Source organism: Methyloceanibacter caenitepidi, from assembly GCF_000828475.1.
Lineage (GTDB): Bacteria > Pseudomonadota > Alphaproteobacteria > Rhizobiales > Methyloligellaceae > Methyloceanibacter > Methyloceanibacter caenitepidi.
On record NZ_AP014648.1, the window covers coordinates 2,840,678 to 2,866,771 of the forward strand.

25 protein-coding genes are annotated in these 26,094 nt (G+C 62.6%); 9 read left to right on the forward strand and 16 right to left on the reverse strand.

Translation table 11 applies throughout. The features are described 5' to 3' along the window. Nucleotides 1-3: 3 nt before the first annotated feature. Nucleotides 4-1,005, reverse strand: coding sequence for a Gfo/Idh/MocA family protein (locus GL4_RS13450; protein ID WP_045368266.1), 1,002 nt, complete (start codon nt 1,003-1,005; stop codon nt 4-6). A 365-nt stretch (nt 1,006-1,370) separates the two neighbouring features. Between GL4_RS13450 and GL4_RS13455 the strand changes: the two genes are divergently transcribed. Continuing rightward, nucleotides 1,371-2,528: an exo-beta-N-acetylmuramidase NamZ family protein gene (locus tag GL4_RS13455; protein WP_045368267.1), complete on the forward strand. Its 1,158-nt coding sequence runs from the start codon at nt 1,371-1,373 to the stop codon at nt 2,526-2,528. A gap of 8 nt (nt 2,529-2,536) precedes the next feature. Here GL4_RS13455 and GL4_RS13460 read toward each other — a convergent pair whose 3' ends face one another. The 4 genes from GL4_RS13460 to GL4_RS13475 all read right to left on the reverse strand — a co-directional run bounded on the left by GL4_RS13460 (nt 2,537) and on the right by GL4_RS13475 (nt 5,489). After that, nucleotides 2,537-3,271 (reverse strand): vWA domain-containing protein, encoded by a 735-nt coding sequence (locus GL4_RS13460; protein WP_052464536.1) that lies wholly within the window; start codon nt 3,269-3,271, stop codon nt 2,537-2,539. Nucleotides 3,272-3,332: 61 nt separating this feature from the next. Continuing rightward, nucleotides 3,333-4,082: a vWA domain-containing protein gene (locus tag GL4_RS13465; RefSeq protein WP_045368268.1), complete on the reverse strand. Its 750-nt coding sequence runs from the start codon at nt 4,080-4,082 to the stop codon at nt 3,333-3,335. A gap of 39 nt (nt 4,083-4,121) precedes the next feature. Beyond that, the gene (locus tag GL4_RS13470; RefSeq protein WP_045370170.1) at nt 4,122-4,763 is read right to left on the reverse strand and encodes a vWA domain-containing protein; all 642 of its coding nucleotides are present in this window, start codon (nt 4,761-4,763) and stop codon (nt 4,122-4,124) included. A 192-nt stretch (nt 4,764-4,955) separates the two neighbouring features. Then, nucleotides 4,956-5,489 carry an HdeD family acid-resistance protein gene (locus tag GL4_RS13475; RefSeq protein ID WP_045368270.1) on the reverse strand — a complete coding sequence of 178 codons (534 nt, stop codon included), beginning with the start codon at nt 5,487-5,489 and terminating at the stop codon, nt 4,956-4,958. Between the two features lie 230 nt (nt 5,490-5,719). On the opposite strand from GL4_RS13475, the gene fdhD reads away from it, so the two are divergent. The 4 genes from fdhD to GL4_RS13495 all read left to right on the forward strand — a co-directional run bounded on the left by fdhD (nt 5,720) and on the right by GL4_RS13495 (nt 9,596). Next, nucleotides 5,720-6,550, forward strand: a complete 831-nt coding sequence (fdhD, locus tag GL4_RS13480) for a formate dehydrogenase accessory sulfurtransferase FdhD (protein WP_045368273.1) — start codon at nt 5,720-5,722, stop codon at nt 6,548-6,550. A gap of 326 nt (nt 6,551-6,876) precedes the next feature. Further along, entirely contained in the window at nt 6,877-7,431 is a 555-nt protein-coding gene (locus GL4_RS13485) for a BPSL1445 family SYLF domain-containing lipoprotein (protein WP_045368276.1), read from the forward strand. A 125-nt stretch (nt 7,432-7,556) separates the two neighbouring features. Next, nucleotides 7,557-7,880 carry a DUF2853 family protein gene (locus tag GL4_RS13490; RefSeq protein WP_045368278.1) on the forward strand — a complete coding sequence of 108 codons (324 nt, stop codon included), beginning with the start codon at nt 7,557-7,559 and terminating at the stop codon, nt 7,878-7,880. Between the two features lie 231 nt (nt 7,881-8,111). Further along, nucleotides 8,112-9,596: a glutamine synthetase family protein gene (locus tag GL4_RS13495; RefSeq protein ID WP_045368280.1), complete on the forward strand. Its 1,485-nt coding sequence runs from the start codon at nt 8,112-8,114 to the stop codon at nt 9,594-9,596. 18 nt (nt 9,597-9,614) lie between these two features. Here GL4_RS13495 and GL4_RS13500 read toward each other — a convergent pair whose 3' ends face one another. The 3 genes from GL4_RS13500 to aroQ all read right to left on the reverse strand — a co-directional run bounded on the left by GL4_RS13500 (nt 9,615) and on the right by aroQ (nt 11,149). Then, nucleotides 9,615-10,151 (reverse strand): Lrp/AsnC family transcriptional regulator, encoded by a 537-nt coding sequence (locus GL4_RS13500; RefSeq protein WP_045368283.1) that lies wholly within the window; start codon nt 10,149-10,151, stop codon nt 9,615-9,617. Nucleotides 10,152-10,270: 119 nt separating this feature from the next. After that, nucleotides 10,271-10,435 carry a hypothetical protein gene (locus GL4_RS13505; RefSeq protein ID WP_156137605.1) on the reverse strand — a complete coding sequence of 55 codons (165 nt, stop codon included), beginning with the start codon at nt 10,433-10,435 and terminating at the stop codon, nt 10,271-10,273. Nucleotides 10,436-10,582: 147 nt separating this feature from the next. After that, nucleotides 10,583-11,149, reverse strand: coding sequence for a gamma subclass chorismate mutase AroQ (gene aroQ, locus GL4_RS16905; RefSeq protein ID WP_052464544.1), 567 nt, complete (start codon nt 11,147-11,149; stop codon nt 10,583-10,585). A 108-nt stretch (nt 11,150-11,257) separates the two neighbouring features. Between aroQ and ampH the strand changes: the two genes are divergently transcribed. From ampH to GL4_RS13520, 3 genes are all read left to right on the forward strand, one after another. After that, nucleotides 11,258-12,415, forward strand: a complete 1,158-nt coding sequence (ampH, locus tag GL4_RS13515) for a D-alanyl-D-alanine-carboxypeptidase/endopeptidase AmpH (protein ID WP_045368287.1) — start codon at nt 11,258-11,260, stop codon at nt 12,413-12,415. Between the two features lie 101 nt (nt 12,416-12,516). After that, the gene (locus GL4_RS17255; protein WP_082025804.1) at nt 12,517-12,687 is read left to right on the forward strand and encodes a Flp family type IVb pilin; all 171 of its coding nucleotides are present in this window, start codon (nt 12,517-12,519) and stop codon (nt 12,685-12,687) included. A gap of 133 nt (nt 12,688-12,820) precedes the next feature. Continuing rightward, complete coding sequence (locus tag GL4_RS13520) at nt 12,821-13,816, forward strand: glutathione S-transferase family protein (protein ID WP_045368288.1); 996 nt, start codon at nt 12,821-12,823, stop codon at nt 13,814-13,816. Here the strand turns inward: GL4_RS13520 and GL4_RS13525 are convergent. Both GL4_RS13525 and GL4_RS13530 read right to left on the reverse strand, forming a co-directional pair. Beyond that, nucleotides 13,813-14,316 carry a cupin domain-containing protein gene (locus tag GL4_RS13525; RefSeq protein ID WP_052464545.1) on the reverse strand — a complete coding sequence of 168 codons (504 nt, stop codon included), beginning with the start codon at nt 14,314-14,316 and terminating at the stop codon, nt 13,813-13,815. The two genes, GL4_RS13520 and GL4_RS13525, sit on opposite strands and share 4 nt — an antisense overlap. Before the next feature lie 177 nt (nt 14,317-14,493). Then, nucleotides 14,494-14,760 carry a GlsB/YeaQ/YmgE family stress response membrane protein gene (locus GL4_RS13530; protein ID WP_045368290.1) on the reverse strand — a complete coding sequence of 89 codons (267 nt, stop codon included), beginning with the start codon at nt 14,758-14,760 and terminating at the stop codon, nt 14,494-14,496. 513 nt (nt 14,761-15,273) lie between these two features. Here GL4_RS13530 and GL4_RS17570 point away from each other — a divergent pair. Beyond that, complete coding sequence (locus GL4_RS17570) at nt 15,274-15,417, forward strand: hypothetical protein (protein ID WP_156137606.1); 144 nt, start codon at nt 15,274-15,276, stop codon at nt 15,415-15,417. Between the two features lie 210 nt (nt 15,418-15,627). Here the strand turns inward: GL4_RS17570 and GL4_RS13540 are convergent, their stop codons facing one another. Genes GL4_RS13540 through GL4_RS13565 form a run of 6 tightly spaced genes read right to left on the reverse strand, consistent with a single transcriptional unit; the run spans nt 15,628 to nt 26,094 of the window. Then, entirely contained in the window at nt 15,628-16,944 is a 1,317-nt protein-coding gene (locus GL4_RS13540; protein WP_156137607.1) for a hypothetical protein, read from the reverse strand. A 35-nt stretch (nt 16,945-16,979) separates the two neighbouring features. After that, nucleotides 16,980-19,709: a nitrate reductase gene (locus GL4_RS13545; protein WP_045368293.1), complete on the reverse strand. Its 2,730-nt coding sequence runs from the start codon at nt 19,707-19,709 to the stop codon at nt 16,980-16,982. Beyond that, nucleotides 19,699-21,300, reverse strand: a complete 1,602-nt coding sequence (locus GL4_RS13550; RefSeq protein ID WP_045368295.1) for a sulfite reductase subunit alpha — start codon at nt 21,298-21,300, stop codon at nt 19,699-19,701. The genes GL4_RS13545 and GL4_RS13550 overlap by 11 nt, the downstream gene beginning before the upstream one ends. Further along, the gene (locus GL4_RS13555) at nt 21,297-23,093 is read right to left on the reverse strand and encodes a NirA family protein (RefSeq protein ID WP_045368297.1); all 1,797 of its coding nucleotides are present in this window, start codon (nt 23,091-23,093) and stop codon (nt 21,297-21,299) included. The genes GL4_RS13550 and GL4_RS13555 overlap by 4 nt, the downstream gene beginning before the upstream one ends. After that, on the reverse strand, nt 23,090-24,334 hold the full coding sequence (locus tag GL4_RS13560; protein WP_082025671.1) for an NAD(P)/FAD-dependent oxidoreductase: 1,245 nt from the start codon (nt 24,332-24,334) through the stop codon (nt 23,090-23,092). Before GL4_RS13560 ends, GL4_RS13555 begins: the two co-directional genes overlap by 4 nt. Then, nucleotides 24,331-26,094 carry an ABC transporter ATP-binding protein gene (locus tag GL4_RS13565; RefSeq protein WP_045368300.1) on the reverse strand — a complete coding sequence of 588 codons (1,764 nt, stop codon included), beginning with the start codon at nt 26,092-26,094 and terminating at the stop codon, nt 24,331-24,333. Before GL4_RS13565 ends, GL4_RS13560 begins: the two co-directional genes overlap by 4 nt.

The window sequence follows — 26,094 nt, forward strand, 5'->3', positions numbered from 1 at the left end:
CCTCTAGGTCTTCGCCGTGACTGTGACAGGCGAGCCCGGCGTGAGCCAGGCCTGCACCTTCTTGAGTTGCGCATCGATGCTCTGGTTGATCATGACGGCGACGCGCAACGCCTCCGACCCCGCGTAGCCGTCCACAAACGGCTTCTTGCCGGTTTTGACGCAGTCCAGGAACGAGGCGATCTCGTTGCCGAGGCTGTCCTCCTGCGGAATGTCGACCGTGTCGGTGGCGATGGCCGCTAGCCCTTCGGTCATCGGATCGCCGCGCAGGCTGTAGCCGAAGATCTTCCGCTCACCCAGATCGCAGTTGAGGTACTGGCTGTGCGAGAAGACGCGCAAGCGGCGCTCGGTCTTGTAGCTGATCCGGCTCGTGGTGACATTCGCCACGCAACCGGATTCGAAATTGATGCGCGCATTGGCGATGTCGACCTTGCGGCCCATCACGCCGGTGCCGACCGCATCGACGCTTGAGACGGGCGAGCCGACGAGACCGATGATCATGTCGATGTCGTGGATCATCAGGTCGAGGATCACGTCCACATCCACACCGCGCGCCTTCCAGGGCGCGATTCGGTAGCTCTCCAGATAAAGCGGGCGATCGATCTTCTCCGAGATCACCCGGTAGGCGGCGGAGTAGCGTTCGATATGGCCGACCTGCAGCACGGTACCGCGCTCCTCGGCCAGCTTCGTCAGGACCTGCGCCTGCTCGACCGTCTCGGTGATCGGCTTCTCGACATTGACGTGAAGCCCTGCATCGATCAGGTCCCGCGCCACATCGAAATGGAACGGAGTCGGCACGGCCACGCTCACCGCATCGACCTTGTCGTAGATCTCGCGATGATCCGTCACCGCCTCCGCGCCGAATTCCTCGGCCATCGCCTTGGCCCGCTCGGGATTGGCATCGACGACGGCAACCAGCTTCGCATCGGGGTTCTTCGTGTAATGATTTGCGTGGAACCGTCCAAAATACCCGGTGCCCACGACCGCCGTCCGAATCTGATCCGCCATTCCCGTAATCCTCTCAACGCTGCGCCGCCCGCGCGGGCGGTGTATTGCCCTGCCGGGCCCTGAATGGCCTTGCTCGCCTCTCTTCGCGAGAGTGTTGCTTGTGCAGGGCTTCCTTGCCCGGCTTTTTGTCGCAAAATTGACCCCATCGCCAGCCCCAAGACCATCCCAAGGCCGAGAATGGCGGGATGGCTTGCGAAATTGGGGCGTGGAAAGATCGGGCGACTCCGGTTAAGTCCTTGGCGGCGCTTGGCGATAGACGCCGCTCGGCCGCGAGCAACGGCCTGCGCATGGGGGAGAACAGAATGCCGCACCAACCGATTTTCGAGGCGCTTGCGCGCCGCGGCTTGCACGGAGGGCTCTAGGCCATGCTGCTCGGTTCCGAACGCCTACTGTCCTCAGACCGGCTCAACGGGCTCAAGGTCGGCATTCTGGCAAACCCCGCCTCCGTCGATCACGACTACCGCCATATCGTCGATCAGCTCGCCGCGTCCGAGGCGTTCGAGCTCGCGGCGATTTTCGGTCCTCAGCACGGCTTCAACTCCGACCTGCAGGACAACATGATCGAAACGCCGCACGCGACCGACCCCAAGCGAGGGGTCCCGATCTTTTCGCTGTACAGCGAGACCCGCGAGCCGACCGAGGACATGCTCGATCTCATCGACGTGCTCGTGATCGACCTGCAGGACGTGGGCGCGCGCATCTACACCTTCATCTACACGATGGCGAACTGCCTGCGCGCCGCCGCCAAGACGGGAACGCCCGTGATCGTGTGCGATCGCCCCAATCCGATCGGAGGCGTTGCGGTGGCCGGCCCCATGCTGGAGCCGGGCTATGAATCGTTTGTCGGCCAGTTTCCCATTCCCATGCGCCACGGCATGACCGTGGCCGAGCTCGCCAACCTGTTCAACGAGCATTTCGAGATCGGCGCGCCGCTCGAGACCGTCACCATGGAAGGCTGGACCCGGACCGACTATTTCGATGACACCGATGTGCCGTGGATCATGCCCTCTCCCAACATGCCGACGCTTACGACGGCGATCGTCTATCCCGGTACGGTGCTGTTCGAGGGCACGATGGTTTCGGAAGGGCGCGGGACCACCCGGCCCTTCGAGCTGATTGGCGCACCCTACCTCGATGCCGAGGCACTGGCGGCACGTATGAACGCCCACAATCTGAGCGGCGTCTATTTCCGTCCCGTCGTGTTCGAACCCACGTTCCAGAAACACGCCAAGACGCCCTGCGGCGGCTGTCAGCTACACGTCACCGAGCGCGAAGCCTTCGAGCCTGTAATCGCGGGCGCCGCGCTGATCCGTGAATGCTACGGGCTGGCGCCGGAACGGTTCGCGTGGCGCGAAGGGCCTTACGAGTACGAACACGACAAGATGCCGATCGATATTCTGGCCGGTTCGCCGGAACTCCGCGAACAGGTCGAAGCGCAAGCCGCGGTCACGGACATCGCGGAGAGCTGGACGGCAGGCGTCGCGGAATTCTCGGCGCTGCGACTTCCCTATCTGCTGTACTGAAGCCGGTTCTAGTGAACGGCGCGCAAGCTCTGCTGTGGTTCCCACATGGACATCATCGGGCAGCCTAGCGTCTGCTCGAATGCTTTGACGAGATCGTCCTCGCCGTGGACGTTCAGATAGGTCCCGCCCGTCTCCTCGGCGAGACACTTGGCGTCAAGATAACTCTGCGCGCCGAGCCATGAGTCGGACTGCAACCGAAAACCGATGACGTTGACGGTCAGATTGGGCGCCTCTGCGCCAAATCGCTTGCCCAACTCGCAAGGATGCCCGTCGCAGGTCTCTTGGCCATCCGTCAGGACGACAATCACGCCGGGCTTGGCGCGGTAGTCCAGCACCTCGGCGGCCTGTTCGATCGCCTGCGTCAGCGGCGTCTTGCCCGCCGGACGGAGGGCGTCGACGACGCGCATGATCGGCGCCGCTGCCTGGGGCGTCGGCCGGAGGTCGAGCGACACGTTGCATTGATTGTAAGCGCCCGCACCGTAGGTCACTAAACCGATCTTCCGGTTCAGCTGCGCCCTAGGCAAGACGCGCCGCAACGCTTTACGCACTTCGTCGATGCGCAACTGCACCACCGTCGAAAACGGATCCAGATTCCCGGACATGGATCCGGACGCATCGAAGACGATCATCGCGTCCTCGGTACAGGGCGACGGAGGCTCGGCCGTAAGGGCCGGTATCGTCGCGGCCAGGACGCCCGACAGCGCGAGCACGGCGCACGCGAGAAATTTGGAAAGGCGCTTCATGCGACGCTCACATCCATTCGCAAGGTAGATCCGTGACAGGTCCTTTATCGCCGATCTTGCCCTAGCGGTGCAAACGCAGGCTCGCGGAGGCGTGCTGCTCCAGCTCCGACGGATCCACGGCCGACATCATGGGGCAGCCGAGGGTCTTTTCGAAAGCCTTGACAAGTTCCTCTTGGCTGTTCGTGGCGATATAGAGCCCGCTCGTCTCCTTCGCCAAGCATTGCACGTCGAGCGCGCTCTGCGCCGCCGTCCAGAAGGCTGTCATGCGGAATCCGATCACGTGCACCGTCAACCGCGCGCCCTCTTTCTTGAGCTTCTTGCCAAGCTCGCAGGGCGCGCCGCCGCAGGTCTCCTCGCCATCGGTCAGGACCACGATGATGCCCGGCTGAGCCTTGTAGTCGAGCACCTCGGCCGCTTGCTCCACCGCCTCCGTCATGGGCGTCTTACCCGACGGGTTCAGCCCATCGACCGCGTGCAGAATAGGCTCCGCCGCGTCGGCCATCGGCTTTAGGTCCAGATTGACGTTGCATTGCTGATATGGACCCGGACCGTAGGTGATGAGCCCGATCTTGCGGAAATGAGTCACGCGGGGAAGCGCCTGAGCCAGGGCTTTGCGCACCTCGTCGATCCGCCGGATCTTCGCGCCGATGCCCTCGGCGAGGCTGCCTGCCATCGAACCCGACGCATCAAAGACGATCATGGCGTCCTCGGTGCAAGGCACCACCTCGTCGGCGGCACGCCCCGCAGCCGGCAGCGCGCAAACCGCCAGCAGCGCAAGACAGCATCGCCCGATCAAACCCATCCCAGTCATGAGATCCCCTCGCCCAGAAACGCTCGATCCCGTGGCGGACTATGGACCGCCGACGGACCCGGAAGACTTATCGGCCAAAAAGCGGCGCGAGTCCAAGTCCGACATGATGGGACAGCCGAGCGTTTGCTGGAAGGCTTTGACGAGATCTTCCTCGTTCTGCGCAGAGATGTAGAGACCACCCGTCTCCTTCGCGAGGCATTTTACGTCCAATACGCTTGCCTCGCCGGTCCAGGTGAAGTTCTTCATTTGAAAGCCGATGACGTGCACGGTCAGATTGCTGCTCGTCGCCGTGAGTTTCTTTCCCAAAGCGCAAGGGTCACCGTTACAGGTCTCCTCGCCATCCGTGAGCAGCACGACGACGCCGGGCTTCCGCCGATGATCGAGGACGTTCGCCGCCTGCTCCACCGCTTCGGTCAACGGGGTCTTGCCGGCCGGGTTCAGCCCTGACACCACCGTCATGATGGGCTCGGCAGCATCGGCGATCGGCTTCAGGTCGAGGTGGACATTGCACTGCCGGTACGGCCCCGGACCGTAGGTGATCAGCCCCACTTTGCGATATTGGGTGATGCTCGGCAGAACGCGCGAGAGCGCGCGGCGCACTTCGAAGATCCGCGGCTTCTCCGTCATGATGCCCTGACCGAGATTCCCCGCCATCGAGCCCGAGGCGTCGAAGACGATCATCGCATCTTCCGTGCACGGTGTTTTTTGGTCCTGCGCTCTGACGGTAGACGCTGGCGCGGCAATCAGAACCCAAAGAAGGAGGCTTGCGAGGAAGGTTCGACGCTGCAACTGCACTCTCACACCCTCCTCCCCGCAAGAAACGCTCCGTTCCGCCTGATGGCGACCGCGAAGGCGGTCCTTTCGGAAGACGGACTATTCGCGGATATTGAAGGCGTATACGATCAGGATCACGCCTTGGATCAGTAGAAGCGCTCCGAAAACGATCGGCACGGCCACGGCCGCGGGAATTGGCGCACCGAGCAGAATGACGCCAATGATCAAGTTTACCACGCCGAATATGAAGGAACCGATCCCGCCGCCGGTGAAGGACCCGATGATCCCGATGACACCGATCACGACGCCCAAGATGCCAAGCCACAGAACGATGGCTGTCGGCAAGATGATCGCGGAGAAGAGCGGGTGCTTGAGGACGATGATACCGGCCAGAATACCCAAGACGCCGATGATGAGAGACCAGTACCACGGCACGGTGTCGTCCACGAACACGCGCACCAGCTCGAGCACGCCGACGAACAACCAATACAGGCCGAGGAAAATCACTAACGCGACCAGCGTTTCCGCGGGTCTTGTAATCAGCAAGAACCCAAACAGGATCGACGCGATCCCTTCGAGCAAGAACACCCACCAGATATCGGACTGACTCTTTGAGGCGGTCATACCAGCCATCTTTGTTTCCTCCCTGAAGACATCTTGTTGCCGCGGGCCCCCGCCCGCGGAAAGTGCTTAGAATTATAGCAACTCTGCCGCGTCGACGCCGGACGATAAGTGAATCCCTTTGAATTCCACCACCTTATTAGCCACCCGCACCGGGTGGTGAAGGCTGGTATGTTCCACTATCTAAAAGAAGTGATTCTCTAGGGGCCGCCTTCGACCGCGGCCAGGCTCGGGAGTACCTTATGATCAAGCCCGCCGTCCGCGTTCCCTGCTCGATCTGGCGCTCGGACTCCGCCTCGCAAACGATGACCGCCGGCAAGCGCGCGATCCCGGAAGAGACCGCGATCGCCTTTACCTTCAATACGGCGTCGTACGCGGTGATGATGGCGACGCCCCAAGACCTCGAGGACTTTGCCGTCGGCTTTGCCCTCACCGAGGGCATAGTGGCGTCTTCGGATGCCATCGACACGGTCGAGATTGTCGAGGAGGACACCGGCATCGAGCTACGCGTCTGGTTGAAAGCCAAGGACGCGGCGGAGTTCTTGGGACGCCGCCGCAAGATCGCGGGTCCCACGGGCTGCGGTCTGTGTGGCGTCGAAAGCCTGAATGAAGCCATGCGCCCCCCGCCCGCAGTGGGCCAGGGACAGGTTCTGACACCGGACGAGATCATGACGGCGGTCGCATCGCTCGCCGCCCATCAAGAGCTCAATCGGGAGACACGCGCGGTCCACGCCGCGGGCTTTTGGGAGCCTGCGCGTGGCCTCATCGCGGTGCGCGAGGACGTGGGTCGTCACAATGCCCTCGACAAACTGGCCGGCGCCTGCGTGCGGGGCGGCGGCAACGCGGCTCACGGCATCGTCGTGCTGACGAGCCGGGTCTCGATCGAGATGATCCAGAAATCGGCCATGATCGGCGCGCCCCTCGTCGTCGCCGTGTCGGCGCCCACGGCGCTTGCCGTGCGCATGGCCGAGGCGTGCGGCATGACGTTGGCCGCAATCGCCCGCAAAGACGGGTTCGAAGTTTTCACCCATCCGCACCGGATCGCGGGCGCCTCGAAAAGCGACGTGGCCTAGCGCATCACGCCTGCCGATCCGGAAAGGCGTGCCGTCAGGTCCCGGGCGTGGTCGAGATCCTCTGGCATATTGATATTTTAGAACGGATCAACCTCGGTCTCTGCCATCGAGGCAGGAGCGAAAGGAACGCCCGCGGCACCTTGCGCCCGCAAGAATTGGCTGCCCCTGCGCTCCCCGCGCGCTAAGGCGTCCGCCGCCTTGCGCCGGTCGGACTGGACGGAAGAAACATTCGGCAATAGACCCGCCGATTGTTGCCCCAGGCAGGGCGAAGCTCTGCCACAATGCGGCCCTATAGGGCGGACTGGGGGACCTTAAGGAGCTGCGTCATGAAAGTTCTGACTACGAGTTTGTTTGCCGCCTTCCTCGCGCTTGCGCCGTCCTTGTCGGCGTCCTCGCCTGCAGAGGCGGCCTCGGCCCAGGAGATCGAGGACGACGTCAACGATACCCTGCATCGTTTTGTCGATCGGATCGGCGGGGCCAAGCCGCTCGCCAACAAGGCCGTGGGCATCTTGGTCTTCCCCTCGGTCGTCAAGGCCGGGTTCGGCGTGGGCGGCGAGTATGGCGAAGGCATGCTGATCGTCGATCAGAGACCGGCCGGCTACTACAATCTGGTCAGCGCCTCGTTCGGCTTTCAACTCGGCGTGCAAGAGCGATCGGTCATCATCATGTTCATGACGCAAGATGCGCTCGATCAGTTCTACAGCCTTTCGGGGTTCAAGATCGGCGTGGATGCCTCGGTGGCGATCATCACGTTGGGCGCCGGCGGGTCGATCGATACCGACAAGATCACCCAGCCCGTCATCGGCTTCGTGCTCGACCCGAAAGGCCTCATGTACAATCTGACGCTCGAAGGCTCGAAGATCACCAAGATCAACCGTTAAACGCGCGCGACGCGCTGGTACATTCTGGCGCACGCATGCAATTGTCTTGTCACAAGCGGATCCTACACACGTAGGATGCTGTCACAACACGCTTGCAGACTTCAAAGACGTTACGGGAGGAATTAATGGCTGACACAGATTGGAGCGAAGACGTCAAAAAATACGTGCCCGATGCCGACGACAACGCAATCGCCGGGATTGTTCGTCACTGCGGCATTGCGCTGCAAAGCCGGGACGCATCGCTCGTCTCCTTCACCGACAAATCCGAGCTCGAGCGTGTCCGCGAGAAGTTCCTGAAGAAAAAGCTCGGCCTCAGCATGTCGGATGCCGAGCTCGATGGCGCCATCGCGACGATCGGCGACAAGCTGAAGGATGTCCGCAACAAGAATCGGGTGACGGTCTACTACCTGCTGGCCGACCACTTCGGGAAGTTGTCCGACTTCGCCTAGGACGTCGCCTGAGGCACCTGCCCTGACACCAGGGCTTTCCCAAACCAAGACATTCACAAACGGCCGGAGCGCTCGGGGCTCTCCGGCCGTTTTGCGTATGTACTGTAAGGCACGCCCAAGAAGACGGTATGCCGCACTACGCCCCCTTGATGGATACGCATTACGTATCTACTGTGGCTATATCTTACGCATTACGTATTCACGCGGCAACACACAGAACCAGGGGGCACCATGCTCGGCACCACGGACAGTCCAGGCGAGACCGATCAATACGGGCCGGGAGAGACTTCACCGACCCCGCCGTTCCATGAGCGGTTCGAGGATGCGCTCCCCTCGCCCGAGAAGATCGCGGCCGTGCGGGAGCGCCTGGAAACGGCAGGCGTCAAATACGTGATGTCGTGCTGGATCGACCTGTTCGGCATCCCGAAGACCAAGCCGGTCCCCATGAGCGATTTCGACTCGCTCTGCGCCGGCAAAGGCCCGCAATTCGCCGTCCACTCGATTTCATACGTCCCGGAGCTGACCCCTGCGGATCCCGACCAGATCATGGTTCCGGATCTCGATGCGGTTTACATCTGCCCCTGGGATTCGAGCACGGCCTTCATCTTCGCCGACCTCTACTGGGAGGGCGCGCCCTACAACGTTTGCCCGCGACAGGCCCTGCGCCGCGCCGTCAAAGACGCGCGCGAAGCGGGTTATGTCGGGTTTGCCGGCGTCGAGCCCGAATTCATCGTGATGCGCTGGAACGAAGACGGCCAACCGGTCAAGGCGTTCGACGACGATCCCGCCGCCGGTCACGGCGTCCGGCCGCGCCGCCAGGCCTTCGGTTACGACGTGGAGTATTCGTGCGACTCCATGCCGTTTCTGAAAGAGCTGATGGACATCCTCAACGGACTGGGCTGGCAGCTTCACGACGTGGTCGCCGAAGGCGCCTACTCGCAATTCGAGCTGGACTTCCACTACACCCACCTTCTGGAGATGGCCGACCGGCTCGTGTTCTTGCGCATCCTCCTGAAGGAAGTGGCAAAGCAACACGGGCTGTTCGTGACGTTCATGCCGAAGCCCACCGTGGGCGACTGGCGGTCCGGAGCGCATATCAATTTTTCGCTGCGCAGCGTCACCGACCTCGACCGCAATCTCTTCAAAAGGCCCGATGGCGAATGGAGCGAGGCCTCGCGGCACGCGGTGGGCGGCCTCTTGGCGCACTCCGAGGCGCTGACCGCGATCGCGTGCTCGACGGTCAATTCCTACAACGGGTTGGTGCCGCGCGTCGGTGGCTTCGAAGGCGGCACCGTGACCTGGGCCCCGACCAACATCACCTATGGGCACAACAACCGGTCCGCCCAGTTCCGGCTGCCGCAAAGCCGCTACTGCATCGAGAACAGGGCCGCCGACATGTGCATGAATCCCTATCTGTCATTGGCGCTGACGCTGTCCGCGGCGGTCGAAGGCGTGACCCAGGCAATCGATCCGGGCGCACCGACCGACCAGGACCTCTACGCCATGACCCAGCAGGAGATCGACGCCGCCGGGATCCGCCGCCTTCCGAGAACACTCTTCGACGCGATTCAATGTCTCGCCAAGGACCCGCTTGCGGAGAAGGTGTTGGGGCCGACCATGCTGAACTCGTTCCTGGCCTATAAGACCGACGAATGGGAGCGCTATCACCAGGCCGTGACGGACTGGGAAGTGGCGGAGTATCTGCGGCTGTACTAGAGGCCAGCCCCTTCGCGGTTACTCGGCGGCATCGCGGGTCGTCTGGCCGTCGGGCAAATCGCGCTTCAGCAGGAACTGGTTCTTGAACATCTTGATGCCGGTCATGATCTCGGCCGAGGCGATCCCGGTATCGCGGTAGCACATGCCATTCATGAAACCCGCCAGGCCATCCTCGTCGTCGAAGACGACCTCGACCAGAAGATCGTATCGGCCGCTGACCCACATGACATAGACCACGCTCGGCGATGCGCCGAGACGAGCCGCCACGGCCTCGGGCGTATGCCCTGGCGCGACCTTGATGCCGAGCATGGCATCGGCGCGGTAGGAGATGGATGTCGGATCCACGATGGCGACGATTGCCAGATGGCCGGCCTCCTTCATCCAGGCGACCCGATTGCGCACCGTGCCCTCGGAGATATCCAGCATCTCGGCGATAGTACGGAACGAGGTTCGCCCGTCCTCCTGGAGGATCGCCACGATACGACGGTTCAATTCGTCGTAAGGCGACGCGATGTTCTTGTCGGGAGTTGGCGTTGTGCGCGTCGGAAGCGACATCGGCGATTATCGGACTTTCGAGCCTAAGCCGGACGGATCCGGACGAGAGCCCAGTCTAGCCGATTGCCGGCAACAATCCCAGGCGCGTTGGGATGGAGCGGGTGGCGTTAAGAAGGCCTCTAGCGGACGGGAGGCAGGTCGCGCTGCGGCTGAGACGCTGGCGCAGGAGCCTTTTCGGCCTCGAGCGGCCCCAGTTGGAAGGCCGACATCGGCACCTCGACCGCGCATCCCGCAACAGACAACGAGACGAGAGCAGCGGTGGCGAATAGGGCAATCTGTTTCATGATCGCAACGTACAAATTTGAGGTTTCGGAATGGCTTCCACTATAGGTAAGCGCGAATTGTCATAAAACCAGGGCAATAATCGGGTGAAAGCGGCGTCTCGGTTAGAAAAGTATGAACGGCGCCTCGACGCGATTGGCACTCTCGAGCTAGGGGCAGCCCCCGTGCTCCCCTAACACGCCGTCGACGGCTATGTTCCAAGCCCGGGGCACATCGGACAACGCCGGCGGGACCGGCCGCAGAACCGTGACCGCCGAACACTCTTCCAACTGGCTGCCGCCCTCGGCCATGGCCGCGATCAGACGAGCGGAAAGAGCACCGATCCTAGGGCGCAACTCGGTAACAAGGTCCGATGCACCGGTAACGTGAGTGGCCCCCTGGTCCTGCCATTTAGCGAAATAATAGCGCTGCACGGACTTGGCGGCCTCCATCTGAGACACGATGAATCGCCGCGCGGTCTCTTGATCGAGCCCGGCGGAGCGCGCCCGCGCCATCGTTGCTTTGAGGACGTTTTCCTCGCGAACCGGATCGTCGATCGGGAGTTTGCTGTTCCACTTGTAGGCGGCGACCTGTTCCATCAAGGCCAGCCGGTCGATCATGAGCCCGCGGAGCACCCGCACGTCATTTCCCGTCTCAGCGCGGCCGGGACTGGGCGGCAACGCCAAGACGACAACTAAGGCCAAAACCGCGTGGCGCAATTGATATGTCTCCGTCATATGTGCCGTGCCCCGAAGCGGCTATAAATACGCGCACAGAGCCTTGGACTACAGAACCTCAGACCGACACTAACAGCACCGAAGGCCTCGAAGCATATGCCCACTTCCATGCAAGTCGCACCGTCCCGCTTTCGCAAAACCATTCTTGGCCTACTCGGCTGCATTCTCGCAGCCGGAAGCCTACCAGCCCCCGCGGCGGCCGATCCGCTCCTCGACGAGACGGTCGGCTTCACCGGCACGGTCCTGTTCCTGCAGACCAAGGTTCCCGGGCTGGTGATCGGCGCGGTCAGGAACGGTGAAATGTCCATACACGGCTTCGGCGAGCGCATGGACGGCGGCGAGGAACCCGACGGCGACACGGTGATGCGGATTGGATCGATCACCAAGGCCTTCACGGGCCAGGTTCTGGCCACGCTCGCAGCCGATGGAACGGTATCGCTGACGCAGCGGCTGGGGTCGCTCGCCCCCGATCTCGGCACCGGCAAAGATCCCAACACCGCGAAGATCAGGCTCATCGACATCGCGACCCAGTCCGCGGGCCTGCCCCGCGAAGTCCCGCACAAGCCGGGCCCGGCCGGCGATCCGTTCGCACCGATCACGCGCAAGGCCTTTGCCGGATGGCTCGCCGAGAATGATCTGCTGTATCCGCCCGGCACCGGCATCCTCTACTCGAATTTTGCTTTCGACCTTCTGGCCATCGGCCTGTCGGAAGCTGCCAAGACGCCCTACCCGGAACTCCTCGCAAAACACATCACCGGCCCGCTCGGCATGAAAGACACCGTTTTCGAAGTGTCGGACGAACAGCGCAAACGGCTGATGGAGGGCCACGGGTTCGACGGCGAAGCGCTGCGTGACGTGCCGACAGGAGACGTCATCGTCGGCTCCGGCGGCCTGTATTCCACGCCGAAAGACCTGTTGCGTTGGATGCAATGGCACCTGGACCGGTTCGGCGAAAAGGACGCGGAGATCAGGATGCTCGATCACGCGGCCTATCTCGTCCGCGACAACCTCAATCCCGTGTCCGGCATGGACGAGTCAGGCCATATGGACGCCATGAGCCTAGGCTGGGTGGTGATGATGCCCGAGGGGGACCGACCGCTGATCCTGCAAAAGGCCGGCGGTCTGCAAGGCACGTTCTCATACATCGCCTTCGCGCCGACGAGGGGCGTCGCCGCCTTCGTCGCCATCAACAAATTCGATTTCGGCGCCGCTATGCTCATGGCTGAAGTGGTTAACGAGATGATCACCTCGCTCGCCCCACGCTGAACTCTTCCGTATGGCTCATTTAAGAGTAGCCAGACTCGCGCAATGAAACCTTAAGGGAATGGCTGTGTAATCGGAGCGCTTCAACTTGGAGATACATGGCGATGGGTTCGCAGTTCGCGACGTTCCTGAAGGACGCATCCGGTGCCACAGCCATCGAATATGGCATGCTCGCTGCCGGCATCGCCGTCGCGATCATGACATCCGTCTCTACGCTGGGCTGTTCGCTGGCCGACATTTTCAACTCGATTGATACAAGCCTGAAATCGATGTAAGCGCCCCGCGCCGGCATCTATGCTTATCCGGGCGCCTTGAATTCAAACCGGCACTTCCCACATTGCGTTTTGTAACAAACGCTACAATTTGCGCGCCGCTCGCCCGGGCGGCCTTATCCCCACGAGAGGTTCCATGGGTTTGCTGGTTGACGGTGTCTGGCACGACGCCTGGTACGATACGAAGGAACACGGAGGACGGTTTGTCCGGTCCAAAGCGCAATTCCGCAACTGGGTGACGCCCGACGGCGCGCCGGGTCCCAGCAGTGAAGGCGGCTTCAAAGCCGAGCCCGGCCGCTATCACCTTTACGTCTCCTACGCCTGCCCTTGGGCCCATCGAACCCTGATCTTCCGCGCCCTCAAAGGCCTCGAGGACATGATCGACGTGTCGTTCGTACATTGGTTCATGGGCGACAAGGGCTGGACCTTCCAGCCGGACGACGCCGGAATCGTCGGCGATCGTCTGTTCCAGTCGAAGTACTATTACGAGATCTACCTGAAGGCCGACCCCGACTATTCAGGCCGCGTCACGGTGCCCGTTCTCTGGGACAAGAAAACCGGCACGATCGTCTCCAACGAATCCTCCGAGATCATCCGCATGTTCAACAGCGCCTTCGATGGCGTTGGCGCCAAGCCTGGCGACTATTATCCCAAAGAGCTTCGCGACGAGATCGAGTCCTTGAACAGCCGCATCTACGACACGGTGAATAACGGCGTGTACAAGGCAGGCTTCGCCACGTCTCAGGAAGCTTACGAAGAAGCGGTCTATCCGCTGTTCGAGAGCCTGGACTGGCTCGAGCAGCGCCTACAGAACCAGCGCTACCTGACCGGCGATCGGCTCACCGAAGCAGACTGGCGCTTGTTCACCACCTTGATGCGCTTCGATGCGGTCTATCACGGACACTTCAAGTGCAATCTGAAGCGCCTCGCCGACTACGAGGCACTGTCGGCCTATGTGCGCGACCTCTACCAGCAGCCCGGCATCGCCGGCACGCTGAACTTCGAGCACAATCGGCGGCACTATTACGAGAGCCACAGCACCATCAACCCGTCCGGCGTCGTCGCCATCGGGCCCGAGCTCGACTTCGATGCGCCGCACGGCCGCGAACGCCTCGCGTCCGGAGGCGCCTAGTCCTTCGGAGCCTCATCGAGCGGGTATGGCACCACGTGCTCCTGCTCGTCCGCCGCATTGCGTGCGACGATCGCGATCGCCGGTTCCGTCTCGCTGAGATTGCGCGGCTGGTGCGGGATGCCCGCCGGGATGAATATGAAGTCGCCCGTTTCGTTGACGACGCTCTTCTTGAGACCATCGCCGTAGCGGGTCTCGACGCGGCCCTGGATGAGATAGATTGCGGACTCGTAGCCCTTGTGAATATGCGCCTTGGCCGTGGCGCCCGGCGGGATCACGACCTTCGTCAACGAGAGGCCCGTCGCGCCGGCCGTCTTGTCCGAGATGCCCGGAAAGATCGGCAGCGACTGCTTCGATCCGGTCTGTTCGATCCCGCGCACTGTGACGATGTCCTTGCCGTCACGCTCGCCGATGATCTTCGGTTCGGCTGAGACGGATCCTAGCGACCCGGCGGCAACAGCCGCGGCAAGAAACATAACCAGAAAAAAGCGTTCAAGGCTCATCGAAGGACTCCTTCCAATTCATCCGTGAACGCTACAACGGTGCGATCAAGACGAAAAGCGACGTTCCAGGCTCAGGCGTAACCCGAGCCGGAGGCCGAAAACGAGAATCCAGAGTCCATCAACGTCACACGAGAGAGAGAGCGCGGCCTGAACGGCTGCGCCCCCTAGAACCTCGAATCAGCCGATCAGCCGCTGGATCAGATTGACCACGACCAGCAGGATGATCGCACCGAGCGCTGCCGAGACGATTGCGCCGATGACACCGCCGGCGATGGCCAAACGGAGGCCCAGTCTCGGAAATAGCCAGCCCGCGATAAACGCGCCCGCGATACCGATGATGATGTTCCACAACAGGCCGAAGCCTGCGCCCTCGACGATGACGCCGGCCAGCCAGCCCGCGATAGCGCCGATAATCAGAGTTACGAGAATGCCGACGAGATCCATGAGTTTCCTCCCCCTATTGGTGCAGGATCATTGCCCAGCGCGCCCTAAAATAGCAGCGACGCGGGATCCAAGCACGCGCAAACGAAGAGCGCCTTCCCCCAACCAGGCAAATCAGATTTCACGGAGTCGCGCACGATAGATGTTTGCTATCAGCATCACATCTTGCCTAGCGCCCTCTTGAAGTATGCTTCAAGCCTCTTAGGTCTGAAGGATAACGTGATTGTTGAGCCCTATGGCCAACGCTTGGAGCACTAAAGGCGTGCTTCGAGGCCATTTTTCTGGTCTTCGGGCCGCCTCATGTGGCTCGGACGGTGTGTTTTGAACTGCCGTGCTGGACTGTAGGTTCATTGGGCGTTTTAGAGCCCTAAACCTATCGACCTTTCCCTGGTGCTCAGCATGCCATCGCATTGCGACGGAAACGTCGGCGCCGATCGGGCGTCGCCGCGGCTTGCACTCCACCATACAGGTGCGCGACCGCATCGGCCGCGAGATAACAACCAAAAGGAGGACGATATGGATAGAGACGAGAAAACAGGCACCCCCGTTTTGAACCCAACGGAAGCGCGACAGGCCGAGCGCGTCGGATTGATCTGGGTGCTCATCGCTTCTCTGGCGTTCGTGGCAATCATTGCCCTCGCCGTTGGCGCCTTCATGTAGGAGCGCCGGCCTGAGAGCGAGACCGCGGCCAACGCCATTCAATGGCGCACGGATCGCCGAAATCGGCCGCGCGCCCCGCCGGGACTGTACGATCTGCTGGCCGCAGTTGACCGCAGATTGACAAACCTCGGCGTCCGATTCGCGCGCTGAAGAGGACATGTTCCCCTCTTCGGAAACACGTCCGCTTCGCGCCAATGGCCGCCGTCGGATCTAGTACTGATATCCCAGTCCGAAGATGAACTTCTGTGTGTCGACGGAAAAATCGTCGGCTTGGTAGTTGGCGTATTTGGCCTGCGCATAGAGGCCAGCCTTCAGCGGCAGGTAGGAATAGAAGTCGAACTCCGACCCGTAATCGAGGTCTTGCACCGCCGAGCGGTACTCGTGGTACTGCGCCAAGAGAAGCAGTCCGCCAAAATAACTGAACGGGCCGTCGGAACTCGCCGGCACCTTGTATTTGGCTTGCACGTAAAAGTCCTGCAGGCCCGTTGGCGGCGTCACCAGGAAGATATCGGCGAAGCCATTGAAGACGTGTCCCGTGGCGAGCGGCGTTTGGAACGCGGCCACGCCGTTGTCGCTGCCGAGAAGTTCGTAGATGAGGGTGCCGGTGAATCCGCCGTAAGATAGGCCCTGCTCGACCCGCACATAGTCGGCATCGTAATCGATCGGCTGATCGCCGTAGTCGGTTTGGCGCGCGTATTCGAGGCGATACAGATAGTTCCACTTGTCGCTGATCTTCTGCTTGCCCTTGAGAAACCCGCCGAAGCTCGCATTCGACAGAAAGTCCAAGTCATAGAGATCGATCAGGTAGGCGTACGCGGTCAGTTTGCCGAAGCCGTATTCCTTGCTCTGCGCATGCATCAGGTGGATGTTCGATTGAATGTTCCCGACCGGCGACTCGTCGCTGAAGATGCGGTTGACGTTGCCGATATAGGCATAGAGGAACTCCCAATCGGGAAGAGCCGTGATGGTTGTTTTGCCGCCGTCGAAGGTCTGATCGTTTTGGCGCCAGGCCACGGACCCCACATAGCGCATATTGTCCAAGTTCTCGAGGAAGCGTCCGCCGAGAAGCGCGACGCCCGGTATATTGTGTGACTCAAGATAAGCCTGGTCCACCTCGGCGGATTGGACGTCGGCAACAACAGGAAACTGAGTGCGGCCGTTGATGGTGTTATTGAAGTCGTCCGGTCCGAGCTGAAGAACGAACTCGCCCTCGACGCCGGCCCGGAAGCCATGGAAGAAGCCGGACTCGACGCCCGTCTTGTTGCGGATCGTGGAAGCGTTCGCGTTCCTCGGCTTGTTGGCTTGATCCACCCACTCATAACGGTAGCGCGTGTCGGTCCAGAACTTGCCGTTCAGAATGCCCTCGTGCGGCGGCTCGTACCGCGTCGGCGACCCTGCTTCCGGATTGTAGAGGGGGTTCTGAGCCTCTGCTTCGGCACTGAATGTCACGATAACGGCGAAGCATGCCGCCCCTGCAGTCAAAACACGCGCCGCCCCACGCAGCCCTCTGTACTCAAGTATTGTCATTGTTTTGGATAGCCCCCGCTATTGATGCTTCTTGATTACGCCTGCGCTCCCGCAAGGGCGCGTTCCCCCTGATTGCTCTTTATGAGTTTCTTGATTTCGGGCTGGCACGAGCCGCAGTTCGTGCCGGCTTTCAAACAAGCGCCCACCTCTTCTACGGAGGTGGCTGCGCCGCTTGCGATCAGCGTCTCGATGGCCGTGAGCCCCACGCCGAAGCAGGCGCAAACGATCGGGCCAGTGTCAGCGGCTCCGTCGGCCGCGTGGCCGGCCAGAAGCGCCTTACGCTGGCTTGCATCGACCGCATCCGCGCCGAGCTGAGCCTTCAGCCAGTCGACGCCCGGCAGCGCGGACGCCGAAGACGAGATATAGATGCAGGCCTGGAGCTGCTGTTCACGGACGACCGCCGCGCGGTAATGTCCCTGCTCTTCGTCGCGCAGCTCGATAAAGCCGCCGTCGGTCCCCAGCATTGCCTGGGCAACGCTCTTCCAGGTGCCGGGATCGGCGTTGGACGCGAACCGCGTGAGTGTCCCGGCCGGAACGGTCGCCCGCGCCCACCAATAATCCGCAGGAAGCGAAACGGGGTCCCGCGAAAGCACAAATCCATGGGCCGCGAACCGCACAGGTTCGAGCCTCACGGGCGTGGCTTTCATGTCCGGCTGACCGGAATAGGGGTCGCAATACGCATGGCTCACGGCGCCCACCCGGGCACTAGAGGCCGTCTGCGCGTTCCAGTGAATTGGCGCGAACAATTCGCTCCGCCGCTGCCCCTCGCTCACGCGCACGCGCATCACGGCGCTACCGTGCTTCGACGTTACGCGCGCCAACCCGCCCTCCGAAAGATCCGCCGCAACAGCATCGCCGCGGGAAACCTCCACGAAGGGTTCGTCGATGTGACTGCTCAGCCGGGGCGACTTCCCCGTGCGCGTCATGGTGTGCCAATGATCGCGAACGCGGCCCGTGTTGAGGCGGTAAGGAAACGCACCCATGCTGCGCGCCGCCGGCCGCGGCTGCTCCACGGCAACAAACCGCCCGCGTCCGTCAGGCGTGTCGAAGCGGCCGTCCGCGAAAACGCGCGATTGTCCTTTTGCCGATTCGGCGCGCACAGGCCATTGCACCGGCGCTAGTTCTTCGTAGTCGAACGGGCTGAGCGTGCTGAGCCCGCCGATATCGAAATCTCGGCCGCCGTCGTTCTCGAACGTCGAGAGGGCGGCGTGTTCACGGAAGATCTCGCACGGACTGCGGAAGCCGAACGCATCCTTGTATCCGAGCCGCTTTGCGACTTCGCAGATAATCCACCAATCGGGCTTGGCTTCTGCTGGCGGAACCAGAAAGGCCCGTTGGCGCGAGATGCGCCGCTCCGAATTGGTGACGGTTCCGTCCTTCTCGCCCCAGGTCGCCGCCGGCAAAAGCACGTCGGGGCGCGCGTCGAGCGTGTCATTGGACGCGACCGCCTCGGAAAGAACGAAGACATCGAGTTCTTTCAGCGCCGCCTTGATACGGTCGGCACGCGGTAGGCTCACAACCGGGTTGGTGGCCATCACCCAAAGCGCCTTGATTCGCCCGTCCTGCACGGCGTCAAAGAGATCGACCGCCTTCAGGCCAGGTCGCGTGGCCATGGACGGGGCTTTCCAAAAGCGCCTGACACGATCGATCTCGGCCGGCGCGAAGTCCATATGCGCGGCAAGCTGATTGGCGAGCCCCCCAACCTCGCGCCCGCCCATGGCATTGGGCTGTCCTGTCAGCGAGAAAGGCCCCATGCCTTCCTTGCCGATCCGGCCCGTGGCGAGATGGCAGTTGATGATGGCGTTGACCTTGTCGGTCCCCTGCGCCGCCTGGTTCACACCTTGCGAGTACAAGGTGACGGCCTTCTCCGTGACGCGAAACAAGTCGAAGAAGGCCGCCACATCCTGCACGTCCAGGTCGCACGCGCGTGCGACCGCTGGGACGGTTGGCGCAATCGCACGGGCCCGCGCGAGCGCCTCTGCATAACCGTCCGTGCGGTTTTCGATATAGGCCGTGTCGACGACGCCGTTGTCGGCCAGATAGACGAGAAGCCCGGAGAACAGGACGCTGTCCGTGCCGGGCGCGATCTGCAGGACGAGATCGGCATCCTCGGCTGTGGTCGTCCGCCGCGGATCGATGACGACGATGCGCGCGCCCCGCTCGTTTCTGTTCTTGACCATGCGCTGATGCAGGATCGGGTGGCACCAGGCTGCATTTGACCCGGTGAGAACGAGAAGGTCCGCGCTGTCGAGGTCTTCGTAACAGCCCGGCACGACGTCGGCGCCAAAGGCTCGCTTGTGGCCTGCGACCGACGAAGCCATGCAAAGCCTGGAATTGGTGTCGATATTCGCCGACCCCAGGAAGCCCTTCATGAGTTTGTTGGCGACGTAGTAGTCCTCGGTTAGAAGCTGGCCGGAAACGTAGAAGGCGACAGAGTCGGGCCCATGCCGCTCCAGCGTCTCGCGGAATCCATCGGCTACGCGATCCAGCGCGGCGCTCCAGCTTGCCTGCGCCATGCGGCCGTCGGCGCCGCGTATCATGGGATGGTGGAGCCGTCCGTCGAAGCTGAGCGTCTCGCCGAGGGCGGACCCTTTCGAACACAACCGGCCGAAGTTGGCCGGGTGGTCCGGATCGCCACTGATGCGGGTCCCCCCTTTGCCGTCGGGCGCCGCGAGCACACCGCACCCAACCCCGCAATAAGGGCACGTGGTGCGCACCGGCGGCACCGTGAGCGCGAGCTCCAAATGTTGCGCCTTAGTAGACATCGGTCTGATAGCGTCCCGATGCCCGCAAAGATTCGACATAGGCTTTCGCGTCTTCGGGCGAGCGTTTGCCGTGCTCGGCGATGACGTCGATTAGCGCTGCCTCGACATCCTTCGCCATGCGCTGGGCGTCGCCGCAGATGTAGAAATGAGCGCCGCGCTCGAGCCAGGCGTAAAGCTCCTCGCCCTCCTCCCGCATCTTGTTCTGCACGTAGACTTTTTCGCCGCCATCGCGCGACCAGGCGAGCGACAGGCGCGAGAGGGCGCCGGCGTTCTGCAGGCCCTCGAGTTCGTCCTTGTAGAAGAAGTCGCAGGCGCTGCGTTGATGCCCGTAGAAGAGCCAGGCGCCGCCATCGGCCTTCGTCGCCAGGCGCTCCTGCAGGAACGCGCGGAACGGCGCTATACCCGTGCCGGGGCCAACCATGATGATGGGCGTTGCGCCATCCTCCGGCAGCGCGAAGCCGTGCGCCTTCTGGACGTAGACTTTCAGCGTGTCGCCCGGCGCGATGCGCGCATCGAGATAAGTCGAGGCGAGCCCTTCGCGTTTGCGGTCGCGCAAGGTGTAGCGCACCGCATCCACCGTCAGGCTTACCTTGCCGGGCTCGGCCTTCGGCGAAGACGAGATCGAATACAGTCGGGGCTGAAGCGGCTCCAACGCCTCTATGAAGGCTTCCGGATCGGGATGGATGCCTGGAAACTTCTGCAGCGCCTCAAGCACATCCAGCATCTCGGCATCGCCATCGGGGTCCTCGCCCTTGGCCAAGGCTTGCGCCTTCTTCCGCCGCTCGCCGCCGGTGAGATAGGAGATCAGCTGGAAAAGCTCATCGGGCGCGGGCGACAGAGAGCTTTCGTTGATCAGCACATCGCGGAACGTACTATCGAGCACCGGAAAGTCGGCCGGCGCGCCGATGGCCTCGATGATGGCGTCCACAAGCGCGGGATCGTTGGCTGCATAGACGCCGAGGCTATCGCCGACTTCGTAGTCGAGCTCGCTCTCCGAGAGATCAATCTCGATATGGTTGGTGATCTTCTCCGACCCCTCGCCGTTGAGCCGGGCGCGCATCACGAATTTCGCGGTCACCGGATTCTCGCGGCTGCGGCCCGGTCGCTGATCGGTGGACTTCGGCATCTTCGCCGCGTCCTTGACCGCCTGCTCCTCTGGATCGATCACCCCGCCGCCCATCTCTTCGACAAGAGACTTCAACATGCGCGCCGTCGCCTTGCCGCCAGGAACGCACAGATTGAGTCGCGGTTCTGCCTGTTCGGCAATAGCGTTCGAATATTCTTCGCAACTGGACCCGCATTGACCGCAATCCTGCTGCGCCATGGCCGCCATCATGCGCCGGTTCAGCGGACGCCCCTCAGCGAGCGCCATTCTCTCGTCGATCGGCATGGCAGGGTCATGCCAGGGCGCCTCCCCATCATCGCCATCCTCGCCCGGTAGCGAAACGGCGCCGGCCGGCGCAACCCCAACGCCCGGGTCCAGCGACATGAGACCGGCGAAGAACCCGTTGAGCCAAGCCCGCTGGTCTTCATTAAAGGGGGCCGATTCCGGAATCAGCGGCGTCTGCGGTGCGGGTTGCTGGATCGTCATGCGTCGTGCTGCTCCATCAGCTCGGTGAGTTGATCCGTGTCGAGACGGTTAGCGAAAGAGAAGAACAGCTCATCTTCGTCCTGCCGGTTCGCGAGGTAGGCCCGCAGGAGCTGCTCGACCTTTTGGGGGCAGTCTTCTTTCTTCACATCGCGCAGCAGTTCGCGGCCGATCTTTGCGTTGCCGCCCGTGCCGCCGCCTACGACCATGTGGAAGCCTTCGACGGTGTCTCCGTCGTCGTTTACAGGCACTTGGCAGGCGATCAAACCGATGTCGCCGATGTAGTGCTGCGCGCAGGAATGGTGGCAGCCGGTCAGGTGGATATTCACCGGCTTGTCGAGTTCGAGCTTGCTCTCCACATGGGTGGCGATCGCTTCGGCGGTGCCTTTCGTGTTGGCCGCCGCGAACTTGCAGCCCGTGTTGCCGGTGCAGGCAACAAGGCCTGCGCGGATCGCCGTCGCCTTGGTTGAGAGGCCCAGCCCCTCGATACGCGATACCGCCTCGGTTACCTTTTCGTCCGGCACACCTGAAATGAGCAGGTTCTGCCAGACGGAGAGGCGGATATCGCCGTCGCCGAGATCGCGGGCGATAGCGGCGATGCCTTTCATCTGGTCGACCGTGAGCTTGCCTGTTTGCAGCACGAGACCGATCCAGTTCAGCCCTTCCTGCTTTTGAGCATGAACCCCGAGATGCGCCATGCGGTCGGCCTCGGCACGCGGCTTCACGTGGCCCGTGTCCACCCTGTCGAGCTTGCGGCCGAGCTTCTCTTCGACGGCGGCGAGGAACTTGTCGAAGCCCCAGTCGTCGAGCACGTATTTCAGGCGCGCCTTGTTTCTATTGGTGCGGTCGCCGTTTTCGACGAACACCCGCACGATGGCGTCGGCAACCTTGGTGGCATCGCCGGGGACAAGTACCACACCGGTATCGCGGGCGATGTCGTGGTGGCCGGTGATGCCGCCGAGGACCAGCCGGAAATAGATTCCGGCCGGGACGCTCGCGCCCTCCGTCACCTCGATCGCGGAGAACCCGATATCGTTCGTCTCTTCGAGCGCGGCGACCGTTCCGGCGCCATCGAAGGCCACATTGAACTTGCGCGGCAGCCCCGTGAGCGACCGATCGTTCAGGACGTGATAGTGCCAGCTCTTGGCATAGGGCCGTGTGTCTAGCAGTTCCCGCGGATCGATACCCGCCGTCGGCGTGCCGGTGACGTTGCGGATATTGTCGGCGCCGGAGCCGCGAGACGTGAGCCCAAGTTCTTGGATGCCCTCGACCACGTTCACGGCATTCGCCGCTTCGATCTCTCGAATCTGCAAGTTCGCGCGCGTGGTGACATGGGCGTAGCCGCCGCCGAAATCTTCCGCGATCCGTGCCACGCCTTCGAACTGAGCCGCGCTCAAGATGCCGTTCGGAATCCGCAACCGGCACATATACGAGTCTTGCGCGGGGGCCACGTAGAAGAGACCGTAATAGCGCCACCGAAAATTGTCCGCCGGCTTTGGATATTCATTCTTTGCCGCTTGTTCGTTGAGCCGCGCGTAGGCGTCGAACGGATGCTCCTCGCGCTTCCACTTCTCCGGATCCACGAGCTTCTTGCCGGAGGCTTCGGTCTTGCTCTGGGCCTTCAGATGCTCCGCGTCAGGGCCGACGGGCGCCCCGCCGCCACCCTCGCCGATGGGCTTCAGGCCCGACGCCGCGCGTTTGGCCTGCAGACCGGAGACGAGCCCCTCCAGGTAGCTCTTCTGTTCGCCGGAAAAGCCCTCGTTCGTTGCCGGTTTCTCTTTCGTCTCCGCGCTCATGCCGCCTCCGCGTTCTCTGTTGCGGGACCGGATACGCTTTCGGCACAGAACGCCTGTCCGAAAATAAGAGAGCTCCGGATCCCGGACAGGGACGCGCCGGATCGCATGAGGTCGAGGTACCAAAGGCCGTCGGCCGTATCGCCAAGCAGAACTGCACCGGTGAGGTGTCCGTCTTTCAGAACGAGTTTTCGATAGCTGCCTTCATCGGGATCGGAGAAGACGACCTGGTCCGTATCGAGACCGCCCAAATAGTCACCGGCGGAAAACACGCCCACACCCGAAACCTTGAGGTTCGTGGCCAGGAGAGAACCGGTGTAGGAGGCAGAAGCGCCGGTCAGATGTGCCGCCAGCGCAGCCGCCTGTTCGTAAGCCGGCTCGACCAAACCGTAGCAAAGACCGCGATGTTCCGCGCATTCGCCAAGCGCGTAGATCCCGTCGGCACTGGTACACATCCGGTCGTCGACGACGATGCCACGATCGACGGCAAGCCCAGCGTCCCGCGCGAGCGCCGTACGGGGACGGATGCCGGCGGCCATGACGATAAGATCGGCCGGAAGCAGAGTACCATCCGCAAGGCGAAGCCGTTCCACGCGGCCGGCGCCTTCAATGCCGACGCTCTCGGCCTCAAGCAGAACCTCGATGCCGAGGTCTTCGAGCGCCGTCGTCAACATGGCCGCGCCGCGCGCGTCGAGCTGCCGCTCCATGAGACGGTCGGCAAGATGGACGACCGTGACCGCTGCGCCAGCCTTGACGAGCCCGTAGGCAGCCTCGAGCCCCAACAGCCCGCCGCCGATCACCACCGCGCGTCTTTTTGCCCCCGCCTTGCCGAGCATCGAAGTCACGTCGTCGTGGGTGCGGAACGTCACGACGCCCGGCAGATCGGCACCGGGGAGCGGGAGTTGGACAGGCTCCGAGCCCGTCGCGAGAACGAGCGCGTCATACGGGATCGCCAGTCCGGACTGGACTCGGACGAGCCGCTCCCCGATGTCGATAGCTGTGGCGCGTGCGCCGGCCACCAGCGTCACGCCGCGCTCCTCCCACCAAGTGCGCGGCTTGAGGTCCAGGTCCGACCCTTCAACCTCGCGCGCCAAAAGCGACGACAACAGCACGCGATTGTACGGAAGCCGCTGCTCCTCGCCGATCACGGTGATGTCGTAACGGTCGGGCGCACGTGCCGTCACCTCGTCGACGAGACGCGTGGCGGCCATACCACCGCCGATTATTACGAGCCGGTCTTTCACGCGGCAGCCTCAAGTTTCTTGCTGCCGGAACGCGCAGGCTTCTTTTCGTCCTCGGGGCCAGCGGCCTCCGTTTTCGACTTGCTGACGGCGCCATGCTCGTACTCATCCAGGAAACCGAGTACGGCTTCGCGGTATTCGTAGTAGCGGGGATGAGCGAGGAGCGCCTTGCGGGTGCGCGGGCGCGGGATATCGATATCGACGATGCGCCCCACCCGTGCGTGCGGGCCATTGGTCATCATCACGACCCGGTCCGCGAGCAGAATGGCTTCGTCTACGTCGTGGGTCACGCAGACGGCCGTCACGGACGTGCGCGTCCACACCTCCATCAGGACTTCCTGCAAGGCCCAGCGGGTCAGGCTGTCCAGCATGCCGAAGGGCTCATCGAGCAGCAGAAGCTTCGGCGACAAGGAAAACGCGCGGGCCAGCCCGACGCGCTGCTTCATGCCGTTGGAGAGCTCGGCCGCGTTTTTCTGCATGGCGTCGCCGAGACCCACGCGCTCCAGGTAGTAGTGCACAACGTCCTGCCGCTCGGCCCGGGTCGCGTCGGGGTAGACGCGGTCGACGCCCAGCGCGACGTTCTGCTCGGCCGTGAGCCACGGCACCAAGGACGGCGCCTGGAACACGACAGCCCGGTCCGGACCTGCCTCGTGCACTTGGCGATTGTCGAGAAAGATGCCGCCTTCGGTGACGTCCTGCAGACCGGCCGCCATGGACAGGACCGTGGATTTGCCGCAGCCCGAATGACCGATAAGCGAGATGAACTCGCCCTTCTTCATCTTGAGATCGAAACCGTCGACCACGGTCAGCGGTCCGTTGGGCGTAGGGAACGTTTTCGAGATCTGGCTGAAATCGAGATAGCGGTCTTCGCGCATCGTTTCCGCGGCCGCCTTGGCGTAGGCGGCGGGGAGAGCCTCGTCGGGCTGCGCGTCTTCGCTCGCGTGGAACGGCACGACGTTGGGCAGCACGACGCCGCTCTCGCCCGAGCCGTTCCGCAATTCGCCCGCCTCCATCAGATAGGCCGTGATCTCGGAGCGCAGACGGTGGAAAGTCTCGTCGTGGTTCAGCGCGACGCGATCACGCGGACGCGCGAGTTCGACCTTGTAATCCGGGCCAAGCGTGCCGTCCGGATTGAGCGGCACGATGCGATCGGCCAGAATGATGGCTTCGTCCACATCGTTGGTGATCAGCACGAAGGTCGCCTTGGTCTTCGCGCGGATCTCCGCGAACTCGTCCTGCAGCTTGGCCCGCGACAGTGCGTCGAGCGCCGAAAGAGGTTCGTCGAGAAGCAAGACCTCCGGCTGCATCGCCAGCGCGCGGGCCACCGAAACACGCTGGCGCATGCCGCCAGACAATTCGGCGGGACGGCGATCGCGCGCATGGGTCAGCCCGACCATGCTCATATAAGTGTCGGTGAGGTCCTTGCGCTCACGTTTGGAGGCGGCGCCATGAACAGCGCCGACCGAGAGGCCGATATTCTCCTCCACCGTGAGCCAGGGCATCAGCGCGTAGCTTTGAAAAGCAACGCCACGCTCCGGCCCTGGCCCATCGACCGCTTCCCCCTTGAAGAGGACCTCCCCCTCGTCGGCCGCCTTCAGACCGGCTAGCAGCGAGATCAACGTGGTCTTGCCGGTCCCGGAAAACCCGAGGATCGCGAGAAACTCGCCATCCTCAATCGCGAGGTTGAGACCCTTGAGCACTTCCGTGCGGCCGGGACCCGTGCCATAGCCCGCTTGAACGTCCTTGAGTTCGAGTATCGCCAT

Coding starts and splice junctions, on each gene's coding strand:
- GL4_RS13450 (WP_045368266.1), bottom strand. CDS start 1,005: ATGGCGGATCAGATTCGGACGGCGGTCGTGGGCACCGGGTATTTTGGA.
- GL4_RS13455 (WP_045368267.1), top strand. CDS start 1,371: ATGCTGCTCGGTTCCGAACGCCTACTGTCCTCAGACCGGCTCAACGGG.
- GL4_RS13460 (WP_052464536.1), bottom strand. CDS start 3,271: ATGAAGCGCCTTTCCAAATTTCTCGCGTGCGCCGTGCTCGCGCTGTCG.
- GL4_RS13465 (WP_045368268.1), bottom strand. CDS start 4,082: ATGACTGGGATGGGTTTGATCGGGCGATGCTGTCTTGCGCTGCTGGCG.
- GL4_RS13470 (WP_045370170.1), bottom strand. CDS start 4,763: ATGATCGTCTTCGACGCCTCGGGCTCGATGGCGGGGAATCTCGGTCAG.
- GL4_RS13475 (WP_045368270.1), bottom strand. CDS start 5,489: ATGGCTGGTATGACCGCCTCAAAGAGTCAGTCCGATATCTGGTGGGTG.
- fdhD (WP_045368273.1), top strand. CDS start 5,720: ATGATCAAGCCCGCCGTCCGCGTTCCCTGCTCGATCTGGCGCTCGGAC.
- GL4_RS13485 (WP_045368276.1), top strand. CDS start 6,877: ATGAAAGTTCTGACTACGAGTTTGTTTGCCGCCTTCCTCGCGCTTGCG.
- GL4_RS13490 (WP_045368278.1), top strand. CDS start 7,557: ATGGCTGACACAGATTGGAGCGAAGACGTCAAAAAATACGTGCCCGAT.
- GL4_RS13495 (WP_045368280.1), top strand. CDS start 8,112: ATGCTCGGCACCACGGACAGTCCAGGCGAGACCGATCAATACGGGCCG.
- GL4_RS13500 (WP_045368283.1), bottom strand. CDS start 10,151: ATGTCGCTTCCGACGCGCACAACGCCAACTCCCGACAAGAACATCGCG.
- GL4_RS13505 (WP_156137605.1), bottom strand. CDS start 10,435: ATGAAACAGATTGCCCTATTCGCCACCGCTGCTCTCGTCTCGTTGTCT.
- aroQ (WP_052464544.1), bottom strand. CDS start 11,149: ATGACGGAGACATATCAATTGCGCCACGCGGTTTTGGCCTTAGTTGTC.
- ampH (WP_045368287.1), top strand. CDS start 11,258: ATGCAAGTCGCACCGTCCCGCTTTCGCAAAACCATTCTTGGCCTACTC.
- GL4_RS17255 (WP_082025804.1), top strand. CDS start 12,517: ATGGGTTCGCAGTTCGCGACGTTCCTGAAGGACGCATCCGGTGCCACA.
- GL4_RS13520 (WP_045368288.1), top strand. CDS start 12,821: ATGGGTTTGCTGGTTGACGGTGTCTGGCACGACGCCTGGTACGATACG.
- GL4_RS13525 (WP_052464545.1), bottom strand. CDS start 14,316: ATGAGCCTTGAACGCTTTTTTCTGGTTATGTTTCTTGCCGCGGCTGTT.
- GL4_RS13530 (WP_045368290.1), bottom strand. CDS start 14,760: ATGGATCTCGTCGGCATTCTCGTAACTCTGATTATCGGCGCTATCGCG.
- GL4_RS17570 (WP_156137606.1), top strand. CDS start 15,274: ATGGATAGAGACGAGAAAACAGGCACCCCCGTTTTGAACCCAACGGAA.
- GL4_RS13540 (WP_156137607.1), bottom strand. CDS start 16,944: ATGACAATACTTGAGTACAGAGGGCTGCGTGGGGCGGCGCGTGTTTTG.
- GL4_RS13545 (WP_045368293.1), bottom strand. CDS start 19,709: ATGTCTACTAAGGCGCAACATTTGGAGCTCGCGCTCACGGTGCCGCCG.
- GL4_RS13550 (WP_045368295.1), bottom strand. CDS start 21,300: ATGACGATCCAGCAACCCGCACCGCAGACGCCGCTGATTCCGGAATCG.
- GL4_RS13555 (WP_045368297.1), bottom strand. CDS start 23,093: ATGAGCGCGGAGACGAAAGAGAAACCGGCAACGAACGAGGGCTTTTCC.
- GL4_RS13565 (WP_045368300.1), bottom strand. CDS start 26,094: ATGGCGATACTCGAACTCAAGGACGTTCAAGCGGGCTATGGCACGGGT.